Annotated in this window: 12 protein-coding genes and 1 tRNA gene; 10 read left to right on the forward strand and 3 right to left on the reverse strand. The window is 71.6% G+C overall.

Annotated elements, in window-relative coordinates; translation table 11 throughout:
* Positions 1 to 316: 316 nt before the first annotated feature.
* The 3 genes from QOZ89_RS29060 (at position 317) to QOZ89_RS29070 (ending at position 3,764) form a co-directional block, all read left to right on the forward strand.
* A complete protein-coding gene (locus tag QOZ89_RS29060; protein ID WP_083419937.1) occupies positions 317 to 790 on the forward strand; it encodes a lasso peptide biosynthesis PqqD family chaperone in 474 nt (157 codons plus the stop codon).
* The gene (locus QOZ89_RS29065) at positions 787 to 1,419 is read left to right on the forward strand and encodes a lasso peptide biosynthesis B2 protein (protein WP_083419931.1); all 633 of its coding nucleotides are present in this window, start codon (positions 787 to 789) and stop codon (positions 1,417 to 1,419) included. Before QOZ89_RS29060 ends, QOZ89_RS29065 begins: the two co-directional genes overlap by 4 nt.
* Before the next feature lie 365 nt (positions 1,420 to 1,784).
* The gene (locus tag QOZ89_RS29070) at positions 1,785 to 3,764 is read left to right on the forward strand and encodes an ABC transporter ATP-binding protein (RefSeq protein WP_241842352.1); all 1,980 of its coding nucleotides are present in this window, start codon (positions 1,785 to 1,787) and stop codon (positions 3,762 to 3,764) included.
* Positions 3,765 to 3,883: 119 nt separating this feature from the next.
* On the opposite strand, the gene QOZ89_RS29075 is transcribed toward QOZ89_RS29070, so the two are convergent.
* Complete coding sequence (locus QOZ89_RS29075; protein ID WP_198543587.1) at positions 3,884 to 4,507, reverse strand: DinB family protein; 624 nt, start codon at positions 4,505 to 4,507, stop codon at positions 3,884 to 3,886.
* A gap of 186 nt (positions 4,508 to 4,693) precedes the next feature.
* On the opposite strand from QOZ89_RS29075, the gene QOZ89_RS29080 reads away from it, so the two are divergent.
* From QOZ89_RS29080 to QOZ89_RS29100, 5 genes are all read left to right on the forward strand, one after another.
* On the forward strand, positions 4,694 to 7,708 hold the full coding sequence (locus tag QOZ89_RS29080) for a molybdopterin-dependent oxidoreductase (RefSeq protein ID WP_241842351.1): 3,015 nt from the start codon (positions 4,694 to 4,696) through the stop codon (positions 7,706 to 7,708).
* A gap of 12 nt (positions 7,709 to 7,720) precedes the next feature.
* A complete protein-coding gene (gene nirB, locus QOZ89_RS29085) occupies positions 7,721 to 10,378 on the forward strand; it encodes a nitrite reductase large subunit NirB (RefSeq protein ID WP_083419927.1) in 2,658 nt (885 codons plus the stop codon).
* Positions 10,375 to 10,800: a Rieske (2Fe-2S) protein gene (locus tag QOZ89_RS29090; RefSeq protein ID WP_083419926.1), complete on the forward strand. Its 426-nt coding sequence runs from the start codon at positions 10,375 to 10,377 to the stop codon at positions 10,798 to 10,800. The genes nirB and QOZ89_RS29090 overlap by 4 nt, the downstream gene beginning before the upstream one ends.
* 175 nt (positions 10,801 to 10,975) lie before the next feature.
* A tRNA-Gly gene (locus QOZ89_RS29095) sits at positions 10,976 to 11,046 on the forward strand.
* Between the two features lie 372 nt (positions 11,047 to 11,418).
* Positions 11,419 to 12,171, forward strand: coding sequence for an SDR family NAD(P)-dependent oxidoreductase (locus QOZ89_RS29100; RefSeq protein WP_071053593.1), 753 nt, complete (start codon positions 11,419 to 11,421; stop codon positions 12,169 to 12,171).
* A gap of 167 nt (positions 12,172 to 12,338) precedes the next feature.
* Here the strand turns inward: QOZ89_RS29100 and QOZ89_RS29105 are convergent, their stop codons facing one another.
* Both QOZ89_RS29105 and dcd read right to left on the reverse strand, forming a co-directional pair.
* Entirely contained in the window at positions 12,339 to 13,040 is a 702-nt protein-coding gene (locus QOZ89_RS29105) for a hypothetical protein (RefSeq protein WP_071053592.1), read from the reverse strand.
* Positions 13,041 to 13,326: 286 nt separating this feature from the next.
* Positions 13,327 to 13,923, reverse strand: coding sequence for a dCTP deaminase (dcd, locus tag QOZ89_RS29110; protein WP_071053591.1), 597 nt, complete (start codon positions 13,921 to 13,923; stop codon positions 13,327 to 13,329).
* A gap of 127 nt (positions 13,924 to 14,050) precedes the next feature.
* Between dcd and QOZ89_RS29115 the strand changes: the two genes are divergently transcribed.
* Both QOZ89_RS29115 and QOZ89_RS29120 read left to right on the forward strand, forming a co-directional pair.
* Positions 14,051 to 14,935 (forward strand): beta-phosphoglucomutase family hydrolase, encoded by an 885-nt coding sequence (locus QOZ89_RS29115; protein WP_083419925.1) that lies wholly within the window; start codon positions 14,051 to 14,053, stop codon positions 14,933 to 14,935.
* The gene (locus QOZ89_RS29120; RefSeq protein WP_071053590.1) at positions 14,932 to 17,301 is read left to right on the forward strand and encodes a glycoside hydrolase family 65 protein; all 2,370 of its coding nucleotides are present in this window, start codon (positions 14,932 to 14,934) and stop codon (positions 17,299 to 17,301) included. The genes QOZ89_RS29115 and QOZ89_RS29120 overlap by 4 nt, the downstream gene beginning before the upstream one ends.
* Positions 17,302 to 17,669: the final 368 nt, after the last annotated feature.

Raw genomic sequence — 17,669 nt, forward strand, 5'->3', positions numbered from 1 at the left:
GTCCCCGCCCCACACCCCGTAACCTCCCCCCCGGGGGGGGGCGGGCGATGGGGGCCGCCCCGCCAGTCTTTTTCGCGCCGCTTTCACCGGAACCGGGAAACCGTCTTCAGGTCCTGATTACCCTTCCCTCCCCATGACGCGAAAGATTCTACCGGACCGCGCGAGCTCTCCCCCGGATTAGAGGGAATGAAAGAGTTGGCACGAAGACGAAGACGGCGAGGAATTCGAGCCGTGAGGACACGAAACCAGGCCGCACCCGCGGACGCATACCGAGCCCTCGAACCAGCCCATGGGGGGAAGGAGCGCTGAAGTGGAGATGCTGACGTTGAGTGGGTCGGTCGTCTCGACGGACACCGACTACGGAACGGCGCTGTTGGACCAGCGTTCTGGCCGGTACTGGACGTTGAACCCGACGGCCACCCTCATCCTGCGCGTGCTGCTGGACGGCGGAGATCCGCCACGCGCCGCGCGTGTCCTGCTCGACCGGTTCGACGTGGCGCCGGAGACGGCGCGCGCCGACGTCGACCTGCTCGTCGACCAGCTGCGCTCGGCGGGCCTGGTGACCGGCTCCGTGCCAGGCGCCGAGCCGGCCACCAGCCAGGGGACAGCCCCGCGGCCCGGCCGGCGGGCCAGCACACCGCGCGGGGTCCGCCTGCCCTTCCGTCAGCGTCCGGCCGAAGCGCCGCGCGGCCGGCACAGCAGGCGAAACGCCGGCCCGCGGGTCGGCCAGCATCGAGACGACCAGCTACCGATCGACCAGCGCGACGACCGATACGAGGGAGGTCGATGACAGTGACGACGCCGATGTCGCCGCGCCGACGACCACCGGCGCCGCCGCTGCCCCGCCGGTTGCGCGCGCATCTCGCGGTGGCGGCCGCCCGGGTGCTCGCGACCCAGCCGCCGGCCAGGATCCGCGCCGTACTCGCCACGGCCAGCCGCGGCGCCGAGGCGGCCAGCCGGCAACGGGCTCAGACGGCCAGGGACGACGTGACCGCGGTCAGCCTGGTCTGCCGCGGGTCTCACGGCTGCGTCCCCCGGTCGGTGGCGACGGCACTGCTGTGCCGGATGTCGGGAATGTGGCCGACGTGGTGCGTGGGGGTGCGAACCGTCGCCCCGTTCGCCGCGCATGCCTGGGTCGAGGCGGAGGAGCTGATGGTCGGCGAGGACGCGCCGGCGGGCTCCTTCCGGCCGCTGCTGACCGTGGAGCCGCGCCGGCCGGCGCGGTCAGCGGCCAGGGTGACGACGGTGGCCAATAGCCCCGCCTCGCCGGCCGCGGTTCCCATGGCGGGCACGGCCAGGCCGTCGACCGCTACCCCGGCCGGACCGGCGGGGCCTGCCACGACGACACCAGCGGGGCCGACGACACCAGCTGGACCGGCGGGGCCGCCCACGGGCGGCCTCCCGGCGGCGGCGAGGTGACCGGCATGGGGTGGGGACGACCGCGACCAGGCGACACGCCCGAACCGCTTGCACCACCGGCACCGCTTGCACCACCGGCACCGCTTGCACCGCCGGCACCGCCGGCGACGACCGTGTTCAGCGCGTCCGCGGACCTACCGGCGGACGTCCAGGAACCACCGTGGGCCGGCCCGCCCGGTGGCCCGGTCGGCCCGCGCCCCGGTCCCCCGCCCGGTCCGCCGCCGGGTCCGCCACCCGGGCGGCGCTGGCCGGCGCCTGGACGCGGCCCGGGCCCCGGACCGATGCCTGGAGGCGGGCCGCCGCCGGCCGGCGGGCCGTTCACGCACCGCGCCGGTGGCTGGCCACTCGGGCGGCTGTGGCGCCTGATGCACGGGCACAGCCGGCCGGTGATGGCCGGCATCACGCTCACCGCCCTCGGCACGCTGTTCGGGGTCGTCCAGCCGCTCCTGGTCAAGCGGGTGATCGACGGCGCCCAGCACGGCGGGATCCCCGGCTGGCTGCTCGTCAGCCTGCTGGGGCTGTTCATCGGCCAGGCATTCGTCGAGACATTTGGCCACTACCTGTTGGAGCGCACCGGCCAGGGCATCATCTTCGGCCTGCGAACCCGGCTGGTCGGCCATCTGCTGCGGCTGCGGATCAGCGTCTACGACGAGCGCCGGATGGGTGATCTGATCTCCCGGGCGAACACCGACACGGTGGTCGTCCGCGAGGCCGTCGCCTACAGCTTCGCCGCGTTCCTGACCAGCATCATCGGCGCCCTCGGCGCGATCGCCTTGATGATCTACATCGACGTGCGCCTCTTCCTGCTGGTCGTCGTCGCCGTGCTGATCGCGAGCGTCGGCGTGCTGTCGGCCCTCCGCCGGATCCGGTCCACCTCCGAGGAGGGCCAGGCGAGCGTCGGGCGGATGACCTCCGACCTGGAACGCTCGCTGTCCGCGATCCGTACCGTCCGGGCGAGCCGCGCCGAGACACGCGAGGACGAGCGGATCGCCGTGCACACGCGCGACGCCTACCGGCTCGGCGTGCGGATGGCGCGGCTGAACTCCGTGATCGCGCCGGCGATGGAGCTGGCCGTGCAGGGCTCGGTGCTCGTCGTCCTGCTCGTCGGCGGCGTGCTCGTCGCGCACGGGGTCACGTCGCTCGGCTCGCTGGTCGCGTTCCTGCTCTATGCGACATACCTGGTCATGCCGCTCTCGCAGCTGATCGAGGCCACCGGGATCATGCAGCGCGGGATGGGCGCGCTCGACCGCGTCGACGCCGTCTTCGACCTTCCGCGCGAGGCCGACCTCGCCCCTGGCCTGGACGCGGACGACCGGCCGTCGGTCGAGCGGGCTGGGGCGGACGACACCGACACCGACACCGACACCGACCAGGCGACCAGGCAACTGGTCCGCGTCATCCCCGCGGCTCCAGCCAGCGTGCACGAGGGGAACGGCGCCGCCGCCACGGGCGAGACGTCAGCCGATCGCGTTGTCGCGGCCGGCGGTGGCATCGCGGGCGGGACCCACGCGGCAACGCGGGCACCGGATCCGAAGACGGCCGCGAGCACGCCTGGCCCCGAGCGGGTGGTGGCCCGGCCCGATGCGCCGGCCGTCGAGTTCCGCGACGTGTGGTTCGGCTACACGCCGGACCGGCCGGTGCTGCGCGACGTCTCGTTCGCGATCCCGCCGCGCGGGCACGTCGCGCTGGTCGGGCCGTCCGGCGCAGGCAAGTCGACGACGTTCGAGCTGCTGGAACGGTTCTACGACCCCGACCGCGGCGAGATCCTGCTGCGGGGCGTGGACGTGCGCGCGATGTCGCGGGAGGCGGCGCGCGGCTGGGTGAACCTCGTCGAGCAGAACGCGCCGGTGCTGCAGGGCTCGCTGCGCGACAACATCACCTACGCCGCCCCGGACGCCACCGAGGCCGAGATCGACGAGGCCGTCCAGACGGCGCGCCTCAGCGAGCTCGTCGCGCGGATGTCGCACGGCGTATGGACCGACGTCGGCGACCATGGCGTGCTGCTGTCCGGTGGGGAGCGCCAACGGGTGGCGATCGCGCGGGCGCTGCTCGCGCGGCCGGCGGTGCTGCTGCTCGACGAGCCGACGTCGCAGATGGACAGCGTCAACGAGCGCGCCCTGGCGCAGGTCCTGCGCGACATCGCCACCGAGCGTGCGCTGCTGGTCATCGCCCACCGGATGTCCACCGTGCGGGCCGCGGACCGGATCATCGTGCTCGACGAGGGCCGGGTGCTGGCGACCGGCACCCATGAGGAGCTGCGGGAGACCTGCCCCCTCTACCGCCGCCTGTCCGCCACGGACCTCGGCTCGGCCGCGCCGGCCCGCACGGCGCAACCAGCGACCTGACAGGTGCTGTGGGGGTGGCCGGCGCGTGTGCCGGCCACCCCCACGAGCCGTCCGGGCGCCGACATGCGCGACAGACGGGTGCCCGCCTGCGCGAGCAGGAGCGCGAGGCGGGTGACGTCTCAGCTTCCGACTGGAACGACCCCGCCCACGGGCAGCCCGTTCACGTCGTGCAGGTGATGCACTGGATCATGCGCAAAGTAGCGGGCGAAGGTGCTGATCGTGAAGCGGGCGCCGTCGGACCGCTCACCGGTCCGCTGCCACTGGGCACCGGAGACGGTCGCGAACCGGGCGGCGATCCTCGCGGCCGCGCCCGCGAGGTCGCCGGCGACCCGGCCCGGGTCCTGCTCGCCGTAGCGGTCCGCCACGGCGGTCTCGTCCTGGTCCCAGTTCGGGTACAGGGGGTTGTCCCGCGTGAGCATCAACTGGAGCCGCTCGTCGTAGAGGCGAAGGACGTCGCGCACGTGGCAGGCGTACTCCAGCGTCGACCAACGGCCGGGCGACGGCCGGCGGCGCACCTCATCGTCCGGCCTGTCGGCGAGCACGGCCAGCCAGGCCGAGGCGACGCGCAGCACCAGGCCGGAGACCTCGGTGGCCGGGAAGGTCGCCCCGTCAAAACCACATTCCGGGCAGGCGCGCGCCAGGACCCAGGTCCAGTCCTTGTCATCGGGCACGATGGCGTCGGCCTGTCCGGCCGCGGCAGGGGAGGCGTCGGTGGCGGGAGCGCTCTGGCTCTCGGTCGTCACGGTCTCACCCTAGCCCCGACCACGAGGCGGCTTCTCCCGGTTGGCCCGGCCCGCCCAGCCCGTCCGTACCCGGCTGTCTGCCCGACTGCCTTCGCGACCCGAACGACACGAGACGCTCCGCGCGTCGCCCACGCCCAAACCTCACAGCGTGGCGTCTCTCGGGGTGAGTACCTAGTAACCGACTGAATGCGTCGAGAGGCGCCTGGCGAAACACGAAGATCCCAGCATGAGCTTGTGTCCCCCGACCAAACCCAGGCCACGGCTGACGCCACCGCCCTGGCTGCCACCTCCGGCCCAGGCGACACAGGCGACACAGGCGACACAGGCGGCACAGGCGCGACGGCGAGCCGCGCCGTCACGCCGTCACACTGCCCGTACTGCGCGCTGCAGTGCGGTATCGAGCTGCGACCACGGCCATATCGGCTGGAGAGCCGTGATCCGCGCGAGGCTTCGCCATGGTCGCGCGGCTCACGACCGGGCATGGTCGACCTCACCCCACAGGACGACTTCCCGACGAACCGCGGGGGCCTGTGCTCCAAGGGCTGGACGGCCGCCGGGCTCCTCGACCACACCGACAGGCTGACCACTCCGCTGCTGCGCGAGCGGCGTGCCGGGGGCATCCGCGGCGAGCTTCGGCCGGCGACCTGGGGCGAGGCGCTGGAGCGGATCGTCACCGGCTGGCGTGACTGCCAGCGCCGGTATGGTCTGGACAGCGTCGGCGTGTTCGGCGGCGGCGGACTGACCAACGAGAAGGTGTACGCGCTCGGCAAGTTCGTCCGGGTCGCGCTGCGCAGCCGTTCCATCGACTACAACGGCCGCTTCTGCATGTCGTCGGCCGCCGCGGCCGGCAACCGCGCGTTCGGAATCGACCGCGGGCTGCCGTTCCCGGTGAGCGACATCGCCGAAGCCGACGTCATCCTGCTGGTCGGAAGCAACCCGGCCGACACGATGCCGCCGATCATGCAGTGGTTCGACGCGGGCAGGGCGAAGGGCGCCCGGCACGTCGTCATCGACCCGCGCGCGACCCCGACCGCGCGCGGAGCGCACCTGCACCTGCAGCCCACCCCGGGCACCGACCTCGCGCTCGCCGCCGGTCTGCTGCACATCGCGATCCGGGACGGGCTGGTGGACACCGGCTTCGTCGCCAGTCGCACGACCGGGTTCGACGCGGTCCGCCGGGCGGTCACGGCCTACTGGCCCGGCCGGGTCGAGCGGATCACCGGGGTGCCCGAGGCGAACCTGCGCGCGGCCGTCCGACTGCTCGCCGAGGCGGAACGCGCCATGGTGCTGACCGCCCGCGGGGCCGAACAGCACGCCTCCGGTACCGACACCACGCAGGCGTTCATCAACCTTGCGCTCGCGCTCGGCCTCCCCGGGCGCTCGTTCTCCGGCTACGGCACGATCACCGGCCAGGGCAACGGCCAGGGTGGCCGGGAGCACGGGCAGAAGGCCGACCAGCTTCCTGGGTACCGCAAGCTCGCCGACCCGGCCGACCGCGCGCACATCGCCGCGATCTGGGGTGTATCGCCGGACGAGCTGCCGCCACCCGGTGTGTCCGCCTTCGAGATGCTCGACGCGCTCGGCACCGAAGGCGGCGTGCGGGCCATGTGGGTGCTCGGCTCCAACCCGATCGTGTCCGGCCCGGACGCGAACCGGATCGCCGACCGGCTCGCGGCCCTGGACCTGTTGGTCGTCTCCGACTTCTTCCTTTCCGAGACGGCGGCTCTCGCCGACGTCGTGCTGCCGGTCGCGCAGTGGGCGGAGGAGGAGGGCACGATGACGAACCTCGAAGGCCGGGTGCTGCGCCGCAGGCGAGCGCTCGCCCCGCCGCCCGGGGTGCGTACCGACCTGGATGTCATCTCCGAGCTCGCCACCCGCCTCGGGTGCTCCGCCGAGGCGTTCCCCGTCGAGCCGCGGGCGGTGTTCGAAGAACTGCGGCGGGCGAGTGCCGGCGGGCTCGCCGACTACTCCGGCATCAGCTACGAGCGGATCGAGGCCGAGAAAGGCGTCTTCTGGCCCTGCCCGGCACCCGCCACGGGCGAGGACAGCGCGGGCGGCGGCGGTCGCGGCGGCGGTGACGCGGGCGACGGCGAAAGCGTCGTTGGCGAGGCGGGCAACGAGGTTCACCCGGGCACGCCGCGGCTGTTCGCCGAGCGCTTCGCCACACCGGACGGGCGGGCGCGGTTCGTCGCGGTCCGCCACCGGGGCGCGGCGGAGACGCCGGACCGCGACTACCCCTACTACCTGACCACCGGCCGCACGATGCGCCAGTACCAGTCAGGAACGCAGACCCGGCGGGTCCGGACGCTCGTCGCCGACGATCCCGACCCGGTTGTCGAGTTGCACCCGGTGCTGGCTGCCAAGCATGAGGTCACCGCTGGGGATCTGGTGGAGCTGAGCTCCCGCCGCGGACGGGCGGTGTTCCGGGCTCGCGTGACCGACACCATCCGCCAGGACACGTTGTTCGCGCCTTTCCACTGGGGCGGGTACTCGACCGTCAACCTGCTGACCAACCCAGCGCTCGACCCAATCTCACGGATGCCCGAGTTCAAGGCGTGCGCGGTGGCGCTGCGCCGGATCGATCACCTTCCCGACGGGGGCGCCACCCTGCCGACGGAGGCAACCGTCCCGGTCGCCACCGAGTGGTCCCGCCCACGCGCCACGTCGCCATCCACCACCAACGTCGCCGGCATCGACACCAGCACCAGCGGTGGCGATCGCACCCCCTCAGCCGGCCTCGCCGGGCCGGCGGCGACGGCCACCGCCCGCACGTTCCCAGGCGCCGGCTCCGCCCGGACTGGCTCCGACAGCGCGGAGGACACCGCGCCCGCGTCACACCGGAAGGACCGTCGTATGCACAGCACTCCCCGCTTCTTGCAGGGCGTCTTCTCGTTCGAGGGGCATGGGCTGACCAAGCCGGCATTCCTCGACCCGTCGCTGACCTACACGGTCCCGCCCGGAGCGACCACCCAGCCGGTGTACTTCCGCGGCGGCAACGCGTCCGACGAGCTGATCTACGTGCTGCTCGTCCGGGATGGCGCGCCGATGCGCTACTTCCCGATCGGCGCCCGCGCCGATGTGCACGTCCCGCTGCGCGTGGTCGAGGACCTGCTCGGCGACACCCGCGTCGAGCTGCATCTCGCCGCCCCGGAGGGCGTCGAGGGCACCGTGGTCATCGACCTCGGCCTGATCGAGTTCTGAGCGAGCGCGACTATGACCATCACCGAGAACGTCCCGGGTACGTCCACCGCCGCGTCTGCCGCCTCGACCGTGCCCGCCTCTGCCGGCGTCGTTCCGGCGCAGCGGGCCCACGGCCGAACGCCCGCCGGCGGGCGCGAGCGCCTCGTCGTCGTCGGCAACGGCATGGCCGGCATGCGGGCCGTCGAGGAGATCCTCGCCCGGCATGGCGGCGACCTGTTCGACATCACCGTGTTCGGCGACGAGCCGTACGGCAACTACAACCGGATCCTGCTGTCCAACGTGCTGGCCGGCGCCGACACCGAGGACGAGATCTTCCTCAACACGCCGGAGTGGTACGCGGAAAACGGCATCCGGCTGCGTGCTGGCGCCCGGGTCACAGGGCTCGACCGGTACGCCCGCGTCGTCACCATCGAGGACGGCGCCGTCGCTCCCTATGACAAACTGATCATCGCCACCGGCAGCCGCTCGTTCATCCCGCCCATCAAGGGTCTCGCCGGACCCGATGGCCGGCTTCCTGGCGGTGTCTTCGCGTTTCGCACGATCGACGACTGCCGCGCCATGATCGGATTTGCCGAGGGGCGGCGGACCGCGGCCGTCATCGGCGGCGGTCTGCTCGGTCTGGAGGCCGCCCGCGGCCTGCAGACCTACGGGCTCGAGGTGCACGTCATCGACGCCGCGCCGACGCTGATGAACCAGCAGCTGTGCGCCGAGGCCGGTGGCATCCTGCGGCGCGGCGTCGAGGAGCTCGGGATCACCGTGCATCCGGGAGCGCGCACCGCGCAGATCCTGCTCGCCGACGATGAGACCGGCCACGAAACCGACGATCAGACCGGTGGTGACGCCGGCGGGGGCACGGGCGAGAGTGCCGGCCTCGGCAGGGCGGTCGGGCTGGAGTTCGCCGACGGGTCACGGCTCGACGTCGACATGATCGTGGTGGCGGCCGGGATCCGGCCCAACGTCGACATCGGGCTGCGCGGCGGGCTGACCGTCGAGCGCGGCATCGTCACCGACGACCAGATGCGCTCGGTCGACGATCCCGACATCTACGTGGTCGGCGAGTGCGCGCAGCACCGTGGCCAGGTCTACGGTCTGGTCGCGCCGCTGTGGGAGCAGGCGACGGTCCTCGCCGAACACATCACCGGCTCGGACCTGGACGCCGCCTACCACGGCTCGAAGACCGCCACGAAGCTCAAGGTCGCCGGCGTGGCCGTCGCCGCGATGGGCCTCAAGGACGCGGAGCACCCCGACGACGAGGTGGTCCGGTTCGTCGAGCCGCGCAGGGGCGTCTACAAGAGCGTCATCATTCGCGACGGAAAGCTCGTCGGCGCCACCCTGCTCGGCGACACGGCCAAGTCGGCCTCGCTCATCCAGGCGTTCGACAACGGCCTGCCACTGCCGGACGAGCGGCTGCAACTGCTGTTCGACATCGGCCTGCCCGCGGCCGAGGTCGGAGCGGCGGAGATGGCCGATGACGCCCAGGTCTGCAACTGCAACGGCGTCAGCAAGGGAAAGATCGTCGCCTGCGTCAAGGGCGGGATGAAGACCGTCCCCGGCGTCATGAACGCGACCCGCGCCGGCAAGGGCTGCGGCTCGTGCAAGCTGCTCGTCAAGGAGATCGTCGAGTGGGCGGCCGACGGCGAGGTCGAGGAGGACCTCTCGGCGAACTGGTACGTCCCCGGTGTTCCTCTGGACAAGCCGGCGCTGATGGCGGCCGTGCGTGAGCGGAACCTGCGGTCGGTGTCCGCGGTCTTCGCCGCCCTCGCGCCCGACGGCAAGGAGGACGCGGCCAGCAAGATGGCGCTGACGTCGCTGCTGCGCATCGTCTGGGGCAGCGACTTCATCGACGAACGCGACGGCCGGTTCATCAACGACCGTGTCCACGCCAACATCCAGAAGGACGGCACCTTCTCGGTCGTCCCGATGATCGCCGGCGGCGTCACCAGCCCGGACGAGCTGCGCCGGATCGCCGACGTCGCCGAGAAGTACGACGTCCCGATGGTGAAGATCACCGGCGGCCAGCGCATCGACCTGCTCGGCGTGCGCAAGGAGGACCTGCCGAAGGTCTGGGCCGACCTGGACATGCCGAGCGGCCACGCGTACGGCAAGAGCTTCCGCACGGTGAAGACCTGCGTCGGCAAGGACTTCTGCCGCTTCGGGGTCGGCGACTCGACCGCTCTCGGTGTCGCGATCGAGCAGCGGTACCACGGCCTGGAAAGCCCCGGGAAGCTCAAGCTGGCGGTCAACGGCTGCCCGCGCAACTGCGCCGAGGGCCTGATCAAGGACGTCGGCGTCGTCGCGATCGACGGTGGTCGTTGGGAGATCTACATCGGCGGAGCGGGCGGCGCGCACGTCCGCAAGGGCGACCTGCTGGCCACTGTCGGCAGCCCCGAGGAGGTCATGATGCTGACGGGCCGCTTCCTGCAGTACTACCGCGAGAACGCGAAGTGGCTGGAACGGACGTACACGTTCGTCCCACGGGTGGGCATCGAGAAGATCCGGGCTGTCATCGTCGACGACGCGGAGGGCATCGCCGCCGATCTCGACGCCCGCATCCAGGAGTCGATCGACGCCTACGTCGACCCCTGGCTGGAGCGCGAGCAGCCGGCCACCGCCGGCCAGTTCCGCACCTCCCTGCCGCTCATCACCCTTCCCCAGGTCCCCGTCCGATGAGCGCGCAGAGCTCCGTCGCTACGGCCACTCCCGCCGACGCCTCCGGTTCCGGCCGGGACAAGGGCAGTCCGGTCGGAACCGAGGCGAAATCAGCCCGGCCGGCGCTGACGGGGACCGGCGCCGTGCACCGGCTTGGCCTCCTGCGCGAGATTCCGGTCGGCGAGGCACGGGTGTACGCCGTCGGCGACGCGCAGATCGCCGTCTTCCGGCTGCGCGGCGACACCCTGCGGGCCGTCGACGCGGTCTGCCCGCACGCGGGCGGGCCGCTCGCCGACGGCCAGGCCGACGCGGGCGTCGTCATCTGCCCGTTGCACGCCCACGTCTTCAGCCTGGCCACTGGCGAGTCCACCTCGGGGGCACCACCGATCGGCTGCTACCCGGTCCGGCTCGCCGTCGACGGCACGATCGAGCTCACCTTGTAAGGGGCCGCGGCCCAGATCAGTGGCGTGGCGGCGCGTCCCCGAGTCCCGACGACCGCCACGCCATTGCCGGGCCAGGTCCGCGTCAGTCTGCCCCGCTGGTCTACGCACTCCAGCGCCCGGCGACGTCTCACCCACCCCACCCGAGCGATCCGCTACGATGCGAAGGCAGCACCACGCGGGTGTAGTTCAGAGGCAGAACACGAGCTTCCCAAGCTTGCAACGCGGGTTCGATTCCCGTCACCCGCTCGCGGCGGCCCTGCCTGCTCATCTCATTGACCTTGGTCAACTTCGCCGAGGCCCGTTATCTCGCTCCGGCGCCGAGCCCCGGACCCCACACGCGGCCCTGCCTGCTCATTGGCGCTGGGGGCGTCATCCTGTGCGCGCCGGGCGTAGTCGCGGGTGACTGACCGGGATCCGTTCGCCGGTCCAGCAACCGACATCGGCAACACCCGGGTGCTGCAGACGTTCGTCGCCGGGGCCAGGGTGTACACCGCGCCCGACGCATAGCCCGGCGGACTCCCCGTCGCGGGTCATACCTCCCCTGCCCTGGCGTCCGTTGAAAGCGAACGCTCACCCACATAGGCTGCCGGGCCACGGGTGGTCGGTGAAGGGGAGATCATGGGGCGTCTGGCGGGCAGGGTCGCGATTGTCACCGGGGCTGGGATCGGACAGGGCAGGTCGACGGCGTTACGGCTGGCCAGCGAGGGGGCGTCGGTGATCGCCGCGGACCTGAGCGGCGCGGAGAAGGAGACCGCGGCCGAGTCGGAGGCGATCGTGCCATTCCAGGCGGACGTCACGCGGGCGGCGGACGTCGAGGCGCTGGTACGCGAGGCGACCGAGCGGTTCGGCCGGCTCGACGTCATGTGCAACGTCGTCGGGGTCGCCGGGGTGGCTCAGGCGCTGATCCCGGACGTCGACGAGGACGAGTTCGACCGGCTGCTGGCCATCAACCTCAAGAGCATCTTCCTGGGCATGAAGTACGCGATTCCCGCGATGGTCGCGGGCGGCGGCGGCTCCGTCATCAACTGGTCCTCGGTCGGCGCGCTGGTGGCATCGCCCACCTCTGGTGCCTACGGCGCCAGCAAGGCCGCGATTCTCTCGTTGACCCGGACGGCGGCCCGCGAATGGGGCCAGCAGAATGTCCGGGTCAACGCGATCTGCCCCGGGTTCATCTACCCGACCGGAATGACCCTCATGGGTGAGGAGAAGTTTCCAGAGCTGGCGCGGCACGCCGCGTCGAAGTCCGCGATGAACCGCCCCGGCCACCCGGACGAGGTCGCCGCCGTCGCCGCTTTCCTCGCCTCCGACGACGCCTCCTACATGACCGGCTCCTACCTGGTCGTCGACGGCGGCTGGACCGCCGGCGGCTGACCGGGCCCGCGCACAGTCACACCGCGCCACCGAGACGCGCCCCCGCGAATGCCCCGGCCCGACACGCGGAATCAGAATGGCCGTCTGATGGCCGTCTGATTGCCACCGCCGCCGCGACCTGTCCGGGTCGAGGGCCCGCGCACGCTGTCGGGCCGAGGTCGATCAGGTCACTGCTTGGCGAGTGTGGCCAACACCTGACCGGTCAGGCCGTTCAGCTCGCCGTCGTCGACCGGTCCCGCCGGACTGACGATGAGGATCACGGACTCGACGCGACCAGCGAAGACGCTGACCAGGTCGACGTTGGCCTCAAGGCTCTGGCCGTCGGAGCTGACCGCGAGGTCGAGCCGCGTCAGGGCGGTGGCGCCGGTCGGCGGCGTGCCGGCCTGAGCGCTCTTCACCGTCACGGTTGTTTCCTCCCTGTCCCTGTTGGACAGCTGGCTGACGATCGCCTCGCCCACGCAGCCGGGGAAGTCCGGGCGCTGGGTGAGCGCGCGGTGCGCCGTGACCGTGTCCGCGCTCGCGAACACCCGCGCGCCGGACTGGATCGTGGTGCCGTCGTCGTCGCTGAAGACGGGGCCGTTCGCGTGGTCGGTGGACGCCGGTCCCAGATCAGCGCTGGACAGGTGCATGCAGGTGGGGACCGGGTCCTGGAAGACGGAGCTCTCGGTGGTGTCGGTGTTGTCCTCCATCGAGTAGCCGCTGGTCGCGGGCCCGGCGACGAGGACGTAGTCGGCGGGGTGCAGCGGTGCGGCCGCGGGCACCGACACGGTCGCGGCGCCGCCGCCAGCGCTCGCCGGGGCCGACGAGTCGCCGCTCCCGCACGCGGTCAGCGCCGTGACGAGCGCCGCCGCCGTCGCGGTCGCGGTCACGGCCGCCCGGAGAACACGCCGCCCATTCGGGCGGGATTCGATTTCGTTCCTTGTGGTCATGGGAAAGAAGGCTAGAAACCCGACATAAATTTCACCACAAAGAGCTCTGTCGGGTGCGCGACCGATTCTTTACCGATTATTTGAAACCGGGCCTGGAATAGTGCGAGGGGCCTGGCCGGGCCATCAGGCTGGTCCGCGGACGGCCAGCCCGTCGCCTGTTTCAAGCTCGGCGGCCGCTCTCGGTCACCCTGGTCATCCCGGGTCACCAATCCCGGGTCACCAGGAGTCAGGCCTGCCCGTCTACCGGAGGGACCGAGGCCCGGGTGAAGTCGCGGTAGGCGCGCGACGGGGTGGGGCCGCGCTGGCCCTGGTAACGGGAGCCGTAGATGGCGGTTCCATAGGGGTGCTCGGCCGGGGATGAGAGGCGGAACAGGCACAGCTGGCCAATCTTCATGCCGGGCCAGAGCTTGATCGGCAGGGTCGCGACGTTGGAGAGCTCCAACGTGACGTGGCCGGAGAAGCCCGGATCGATGAAGCCGGCCGTCGAATGGGTGAGGAGGCCGAGCCGGCCGAGGCTGGACTTGCCCTCGAGCCTGCCGGCCAGGTCGTCCGGCAGCGTGATGACCTCAAGGGTGGAGCCAAGCACGAACTCGCCCGGGTGCAGCACGAACGGCTCGTCACCCTCGGGGGAGACGAGCTCGGTCAGGTCCTCCTGCTCGACAGCCGGATCGATGTGGCTGTAGCGATGGTTCTGGAAGACCCGGAACGCCCGGTCGAGGCGCAGGTCGACGCTGCTCGGCTGGATCAGGCGCGGGTCGTATGGGTCGAGGCACACGCGGCCGGCGGCGATCTGGGCCCGGATGTCCCGGTCGGACAACAACACGTCCTGCAAACTACCTGCCCCGTGCGGCGGGCTCGCGCCCACACGGTGCGGGTGGGCTCACCGTCCTGGGCGAGGTTCGTCCAGATTGGCGCGGTAGTGACCGACGCCAGTGGGGTAGACGGCAAGCATGCGTTTGCCGTTCGCGCGGCTGCGGCGCCGCGAAACCGGGGCCGGAGCCCTGCTCGGACTACCCCCTCACATCGACGCCTGCCTCTTCGACCTCGATGGCGTGCTCACCAGCACGGCAGAGGTCCATGCACGGGCCTGGAAGGAGATGTTCGACGGCTTCCTGGAGAACTGGGCATCCCGGTCCGGCGACCCGGAGGAACCCTTCGACATCGAGCGGGACTACGAGAGCTACGTGGACGGGCTGCCGAGGCTCGACGGGGTGCGCTCGTTCCTGGCGTCACGCGACATCCACCTGCCCGAGGGCACGGACGGGGACCCGCCGTCCGCCCTCACGGTCCACGCCCTCGGGAACCGCAAGAACATCCTCGTCCTGAACAAGATCACCGAGGATGGAGTCCAGCCATACCCGGGGTCACGGCCCTACCTGGAGGCCTGCGCCGGCGCCGGGAAGGCGCGAGCGCTCGTCTCGTCCAGCGCGAACGCCGGCGAGGTGGCCCGGGCCTCCGGGCTCGCTGACCTGCTCCAGGTACGCGTCGACGGCGAGACCATCGCCCAGCGCGGGCTCGCCGGCAAGCCGGCTCCCGACACGTTCCTCGCCGCGGCGCGGGAGCTCGGCGTGCCACCCGAGCGGGCGGCGGTCTTCGAGGACGCGGAGGCCGGCGTCGCGGCCGGGCGCGCCGGCGGTTTCGGCTACGTCGTCGGGCTCGACCGGGTCGGGCACGGGCACGCGGACGCGCTGCGCGCGCACGGCGCGGACGTGGTGGTCACCGACCTCGGCGACCTGCTGGCCGACGCCTACCCACCGCCCCCACCGTCGACGACGGACGCGGCGGGTGGCCGCGCCAGGGGCAGGGCCGCGTCGCGGGCCGGACGCGGCCGATGATCGGGGACGCCCGCTACACGGTCGACCCGTGGGGGCTGCGCGAGACCGGTCTCAATATGGAGGATCCGGCTCGCTCCGAGTCGTTGTTCGCGCTTTCCAACGGCCATATAGGCCTGCGTGCCAACCTGGATGAAGGCGAGCCACATGGCCTGCCCGGCACCTACCTGAACTCGGTGCATGAGCTGCGCCCGCTGCCGTATGCCGAGGCCGGCTACGGCTATCCCGAGTCGGGACAGACCGTCATCAACGTCACCAACGGCAAGCTGATCCGGCTGATGGTCGACGACGAGCCGCTGGACGTCCGCTACGGCGAGCTGCGCTCACATCGGCGTTCGATTGACTTCCGCGCCGGGGTACTGGTGCGCGAGGCCGAGTGGGAGTCACCGGCCGGCCAGGTGATACGGGTGGTCTCCCGGCGGCTTGTCTCGTTCTCCCAGCGAGCGGTCGCGGCGATCTGTTACGAGGTCGAGTCGGTCACCGACGCGCCACGGGTGGTCGTCCAGTCCGAGTTGGTCGCCAACGAGACGCTTCCGGTGCGCACGGGTGACCCGCGCGCCGCGGCGGTACTCGAGTCCCCGCTGGTGCCGGAGCTGCACTTTGCCCGGGACTGCAGCGTCGAGCTCGTGCACGTGACCCAACACAGCAAGATCCGGGTCGCCGCGGCGATGGACCACGTCATCGACGGCCCCGGTGCGCTGGGCGTGCTGTCGGAGAGTGAGCCGAACTCCGGACGGGTGACCGTCACCGGCGTGTTGAAACCCGGGCAGAAGCTACGAATCGTGAAGTTCATGGCGTATGGCTGGTCGCAGCAGCGGTCGCTGCCGGCCATGCGGGACCAGGCGGCGGCGGCGCTCGTCGCGGCGAAGGAGACCGGCTGGGACGGCCTGCTCGACGAGCAGCGCGCCTACCTGGCCGAGTTCTGGCGGCGGGCGGACGTGGAGGTGGACGGCGACGCCGAGGTCCAGCAGGCCGTCCGGTTCGCGCTGTTCCACGTGCTGCAGGCCGGCGCGCGCGCCGAGCGCCGCGCCATCGCGGCGAAGGGGCTGACGGGACCGGGCTACGACGGCCACGCGTTCTGGGACACCGAGGGCTACGTGCTGCCGGTGCTGACCTACACGCAGCCGGGAGCCGCCGCCGACGCGCTGCGCTGGCGGCATTCCACCCTGAAGCAGGCGCGGGAGCGCGCCCAGCAGCTCAACCTGCGCGGCGCCGTCTTCCCGTGGCGCACCATCAGCGGTGAGGAGTGCTCCGGATACTGGCCGGCCGGCACCGCCGCCTTCCACGTGAACGCCGACATCGCCGACGCCGTCACCCGCTACGTCAACGTCACCGAGGACTACGAGTTCGAAAAGTCCGTCGGGCTGGAACTGCTGGTCGAGACCGCCCGGCTGTGGCGCTCGCTGGGTCACCACGACCTCGACGGCCGGTTCCGGATCGACGGGGTGACCGGGCCCGACGAGTACTCGGCGATCTCGGACAACAACGTCTACACGAACCTGATGGCGCAGCGGAACCTGCGCTCGGCCGCGGACGCGGCGAAACGGCATCCCGACCGGGCGTACGAGTTCGGCGTCGACGCCGAGGAGACCGCCTCCTGGCGGGACGCGGCCGAGGACATGTACATCCCGTACGACGACCACCTGGGCGTCCATCCGCAGTCGGACGGGTTCACCGGCCACGAGATCTGGGACTTCCAGAAGACCAGGCCCGAGCAGTACCCGTTGCTGCTGCACTTCCCGTACTTCGACCTGTACCGCAGGCAGGTCGTCAAGCAGGCCGACCTGGTGCTCGCCATGCAGCGCCGCGGCGACGCGTTCACCCGCGAGGAGAAGCTGCGCAACTTCGCCTACTACGAGGCGCTGACCGTCCGGGACTCGTCACTGTCCGCCTCGGTGCAGGGCGTGCTCGCGGCGGAGTGCGGGCATCTGGCGCTCGCGCACGCCTACCTGCGCGAGGCGGCACTGATGGACCTGCACGACATCGAGCACAACACGTCCGACGGCCTGCACATGGCCTCGCTCGCGGGCGCCTGGATAGTCCTGGTCGAGGGCTTCGGCGGGCTGCGCGACCAGGGCAACGTCCTCGGTTTCGCCCCGCGCCTGTCCGAGGGCCTTTCCCGGCTGTCCTTCGGCCTGAGCGTGCGCGGCCGTCACCTGCGCGTCGAGGTCCACCGCACGTCGGCGACCTACTCCGTCCAGGACGGCAAGGACATCACCCTCACCCACCACGGCGAGCCCTTCCTCCTGGAGCCGGACAAGCCGGCCACCTTCCCGATCCCGCCCATCGCCCCCACCGAGCAGCCACACCAGCCCGCCGGCCGCGAGCCCCTCTTCTTCCACCACCCCGGTACCACGGATGAGGACTGACGGCGCCGCCGGCCAACAGCGGCGGCTCGTCCAGCTCCACTCGGCGGCCCTTCAGTGCTTCTGGGGACGGGGGCCTCCGGAGGTGCGAAGGAGGAGCATTTTCGCACCTCCTTTGGCGCTTCTGGGGACGGGGGCCTCCGGAGGTGCGAAGGAGGAGCATTTTCGCACCTCCTTTGGCGCTTCTGGGGACGGGGGCCTCCGGAGGTGCGAAGGAGGAGCATTTTCGCACCTCCTTTGGCCCTCTAGACCTGTCTTCCGCACATGGGGTTTCGATGTGTTGACCGGCCTGGTTTCTGATCAAGGTGGCTGGGTCGGGTCGACACCGAGGATGTCGAGGAGGTGCTGGTGCAGAGCCGAGGGGCGGGGGA

Source organism: Pseudofrankia coriaricola, from assembly GCF_032027725.1.
Lineage (GTDB): Bacteria > Actinomycetota > Actinomycetes > Frankiales > Frankiaceae > Pseudofrankia.

Bases quoted from the DNA above. Each gene is read 5' to 3' on its own strand.
- QOZ89_RS29060 (WP_083419937.1), top strand. From the start codon at position 317: ATGCTGACGTTGAGTGGGTCGGTCGTCTCGACGGACACCGACTACGGA.
- QOZ89_RS29065 (WP_083419931.1), top strand. From the start codon at position 787: ATGACAGTGACGACGCCGATGTCGCCGCGCCGACGACCACCGGCGCCG.
- QOZ89_RS29070 (WP_241842352.1), top strand. From the start codon at position 1,785: ATGCACGGGCACAGCCGGCCGGTGATGGCCGGCATCACGCTCACCGCC.
- QOZ89_RS29080 (WP_241842351.1), top strand. From the start codon at position 4,694: ATGCGTCGAGAGGCGCCTGGCGAAACACGAAGATCCCAGCATGAGCTT.
- nirB (WP_083419927.1), top strand. From the start codon at position 7,721: ATGACCATCACCGAGAACGTCCCGGGTACGTCCACCGCCGCGTCTGCC.
- QOZ89_RS29090 (WP_083419926.1), top strand. From the start codon at position 10,375: ATGAGCGCGCAGAGCTCCGTCGCTACGGCCACTCCCGCCGACGCCTCC.
- QOZ89_RS29100 (WP_071053593.1), top strand. From the start codon at position 11,419: ATGGGGCGTCTGGCGGGCAGGGTCGCGATTGTCACCGGGGCTGGGATC.
- QOZ89_RS29115 (WP_083419925.1), top strand. From the start codon at position 14,051: ATGCGTTTGCCGTTCGCGCGGCTGCGGCGCCGCGAAACCGGGGCCGGA.
- QOZ89_RS29120 (WP_071053590.1), top strand. From the start codon at position 14,932: ATGATCGGGGACGCCCGCTACACGGTCGACCCGTGGGGGCTGCGCGAG.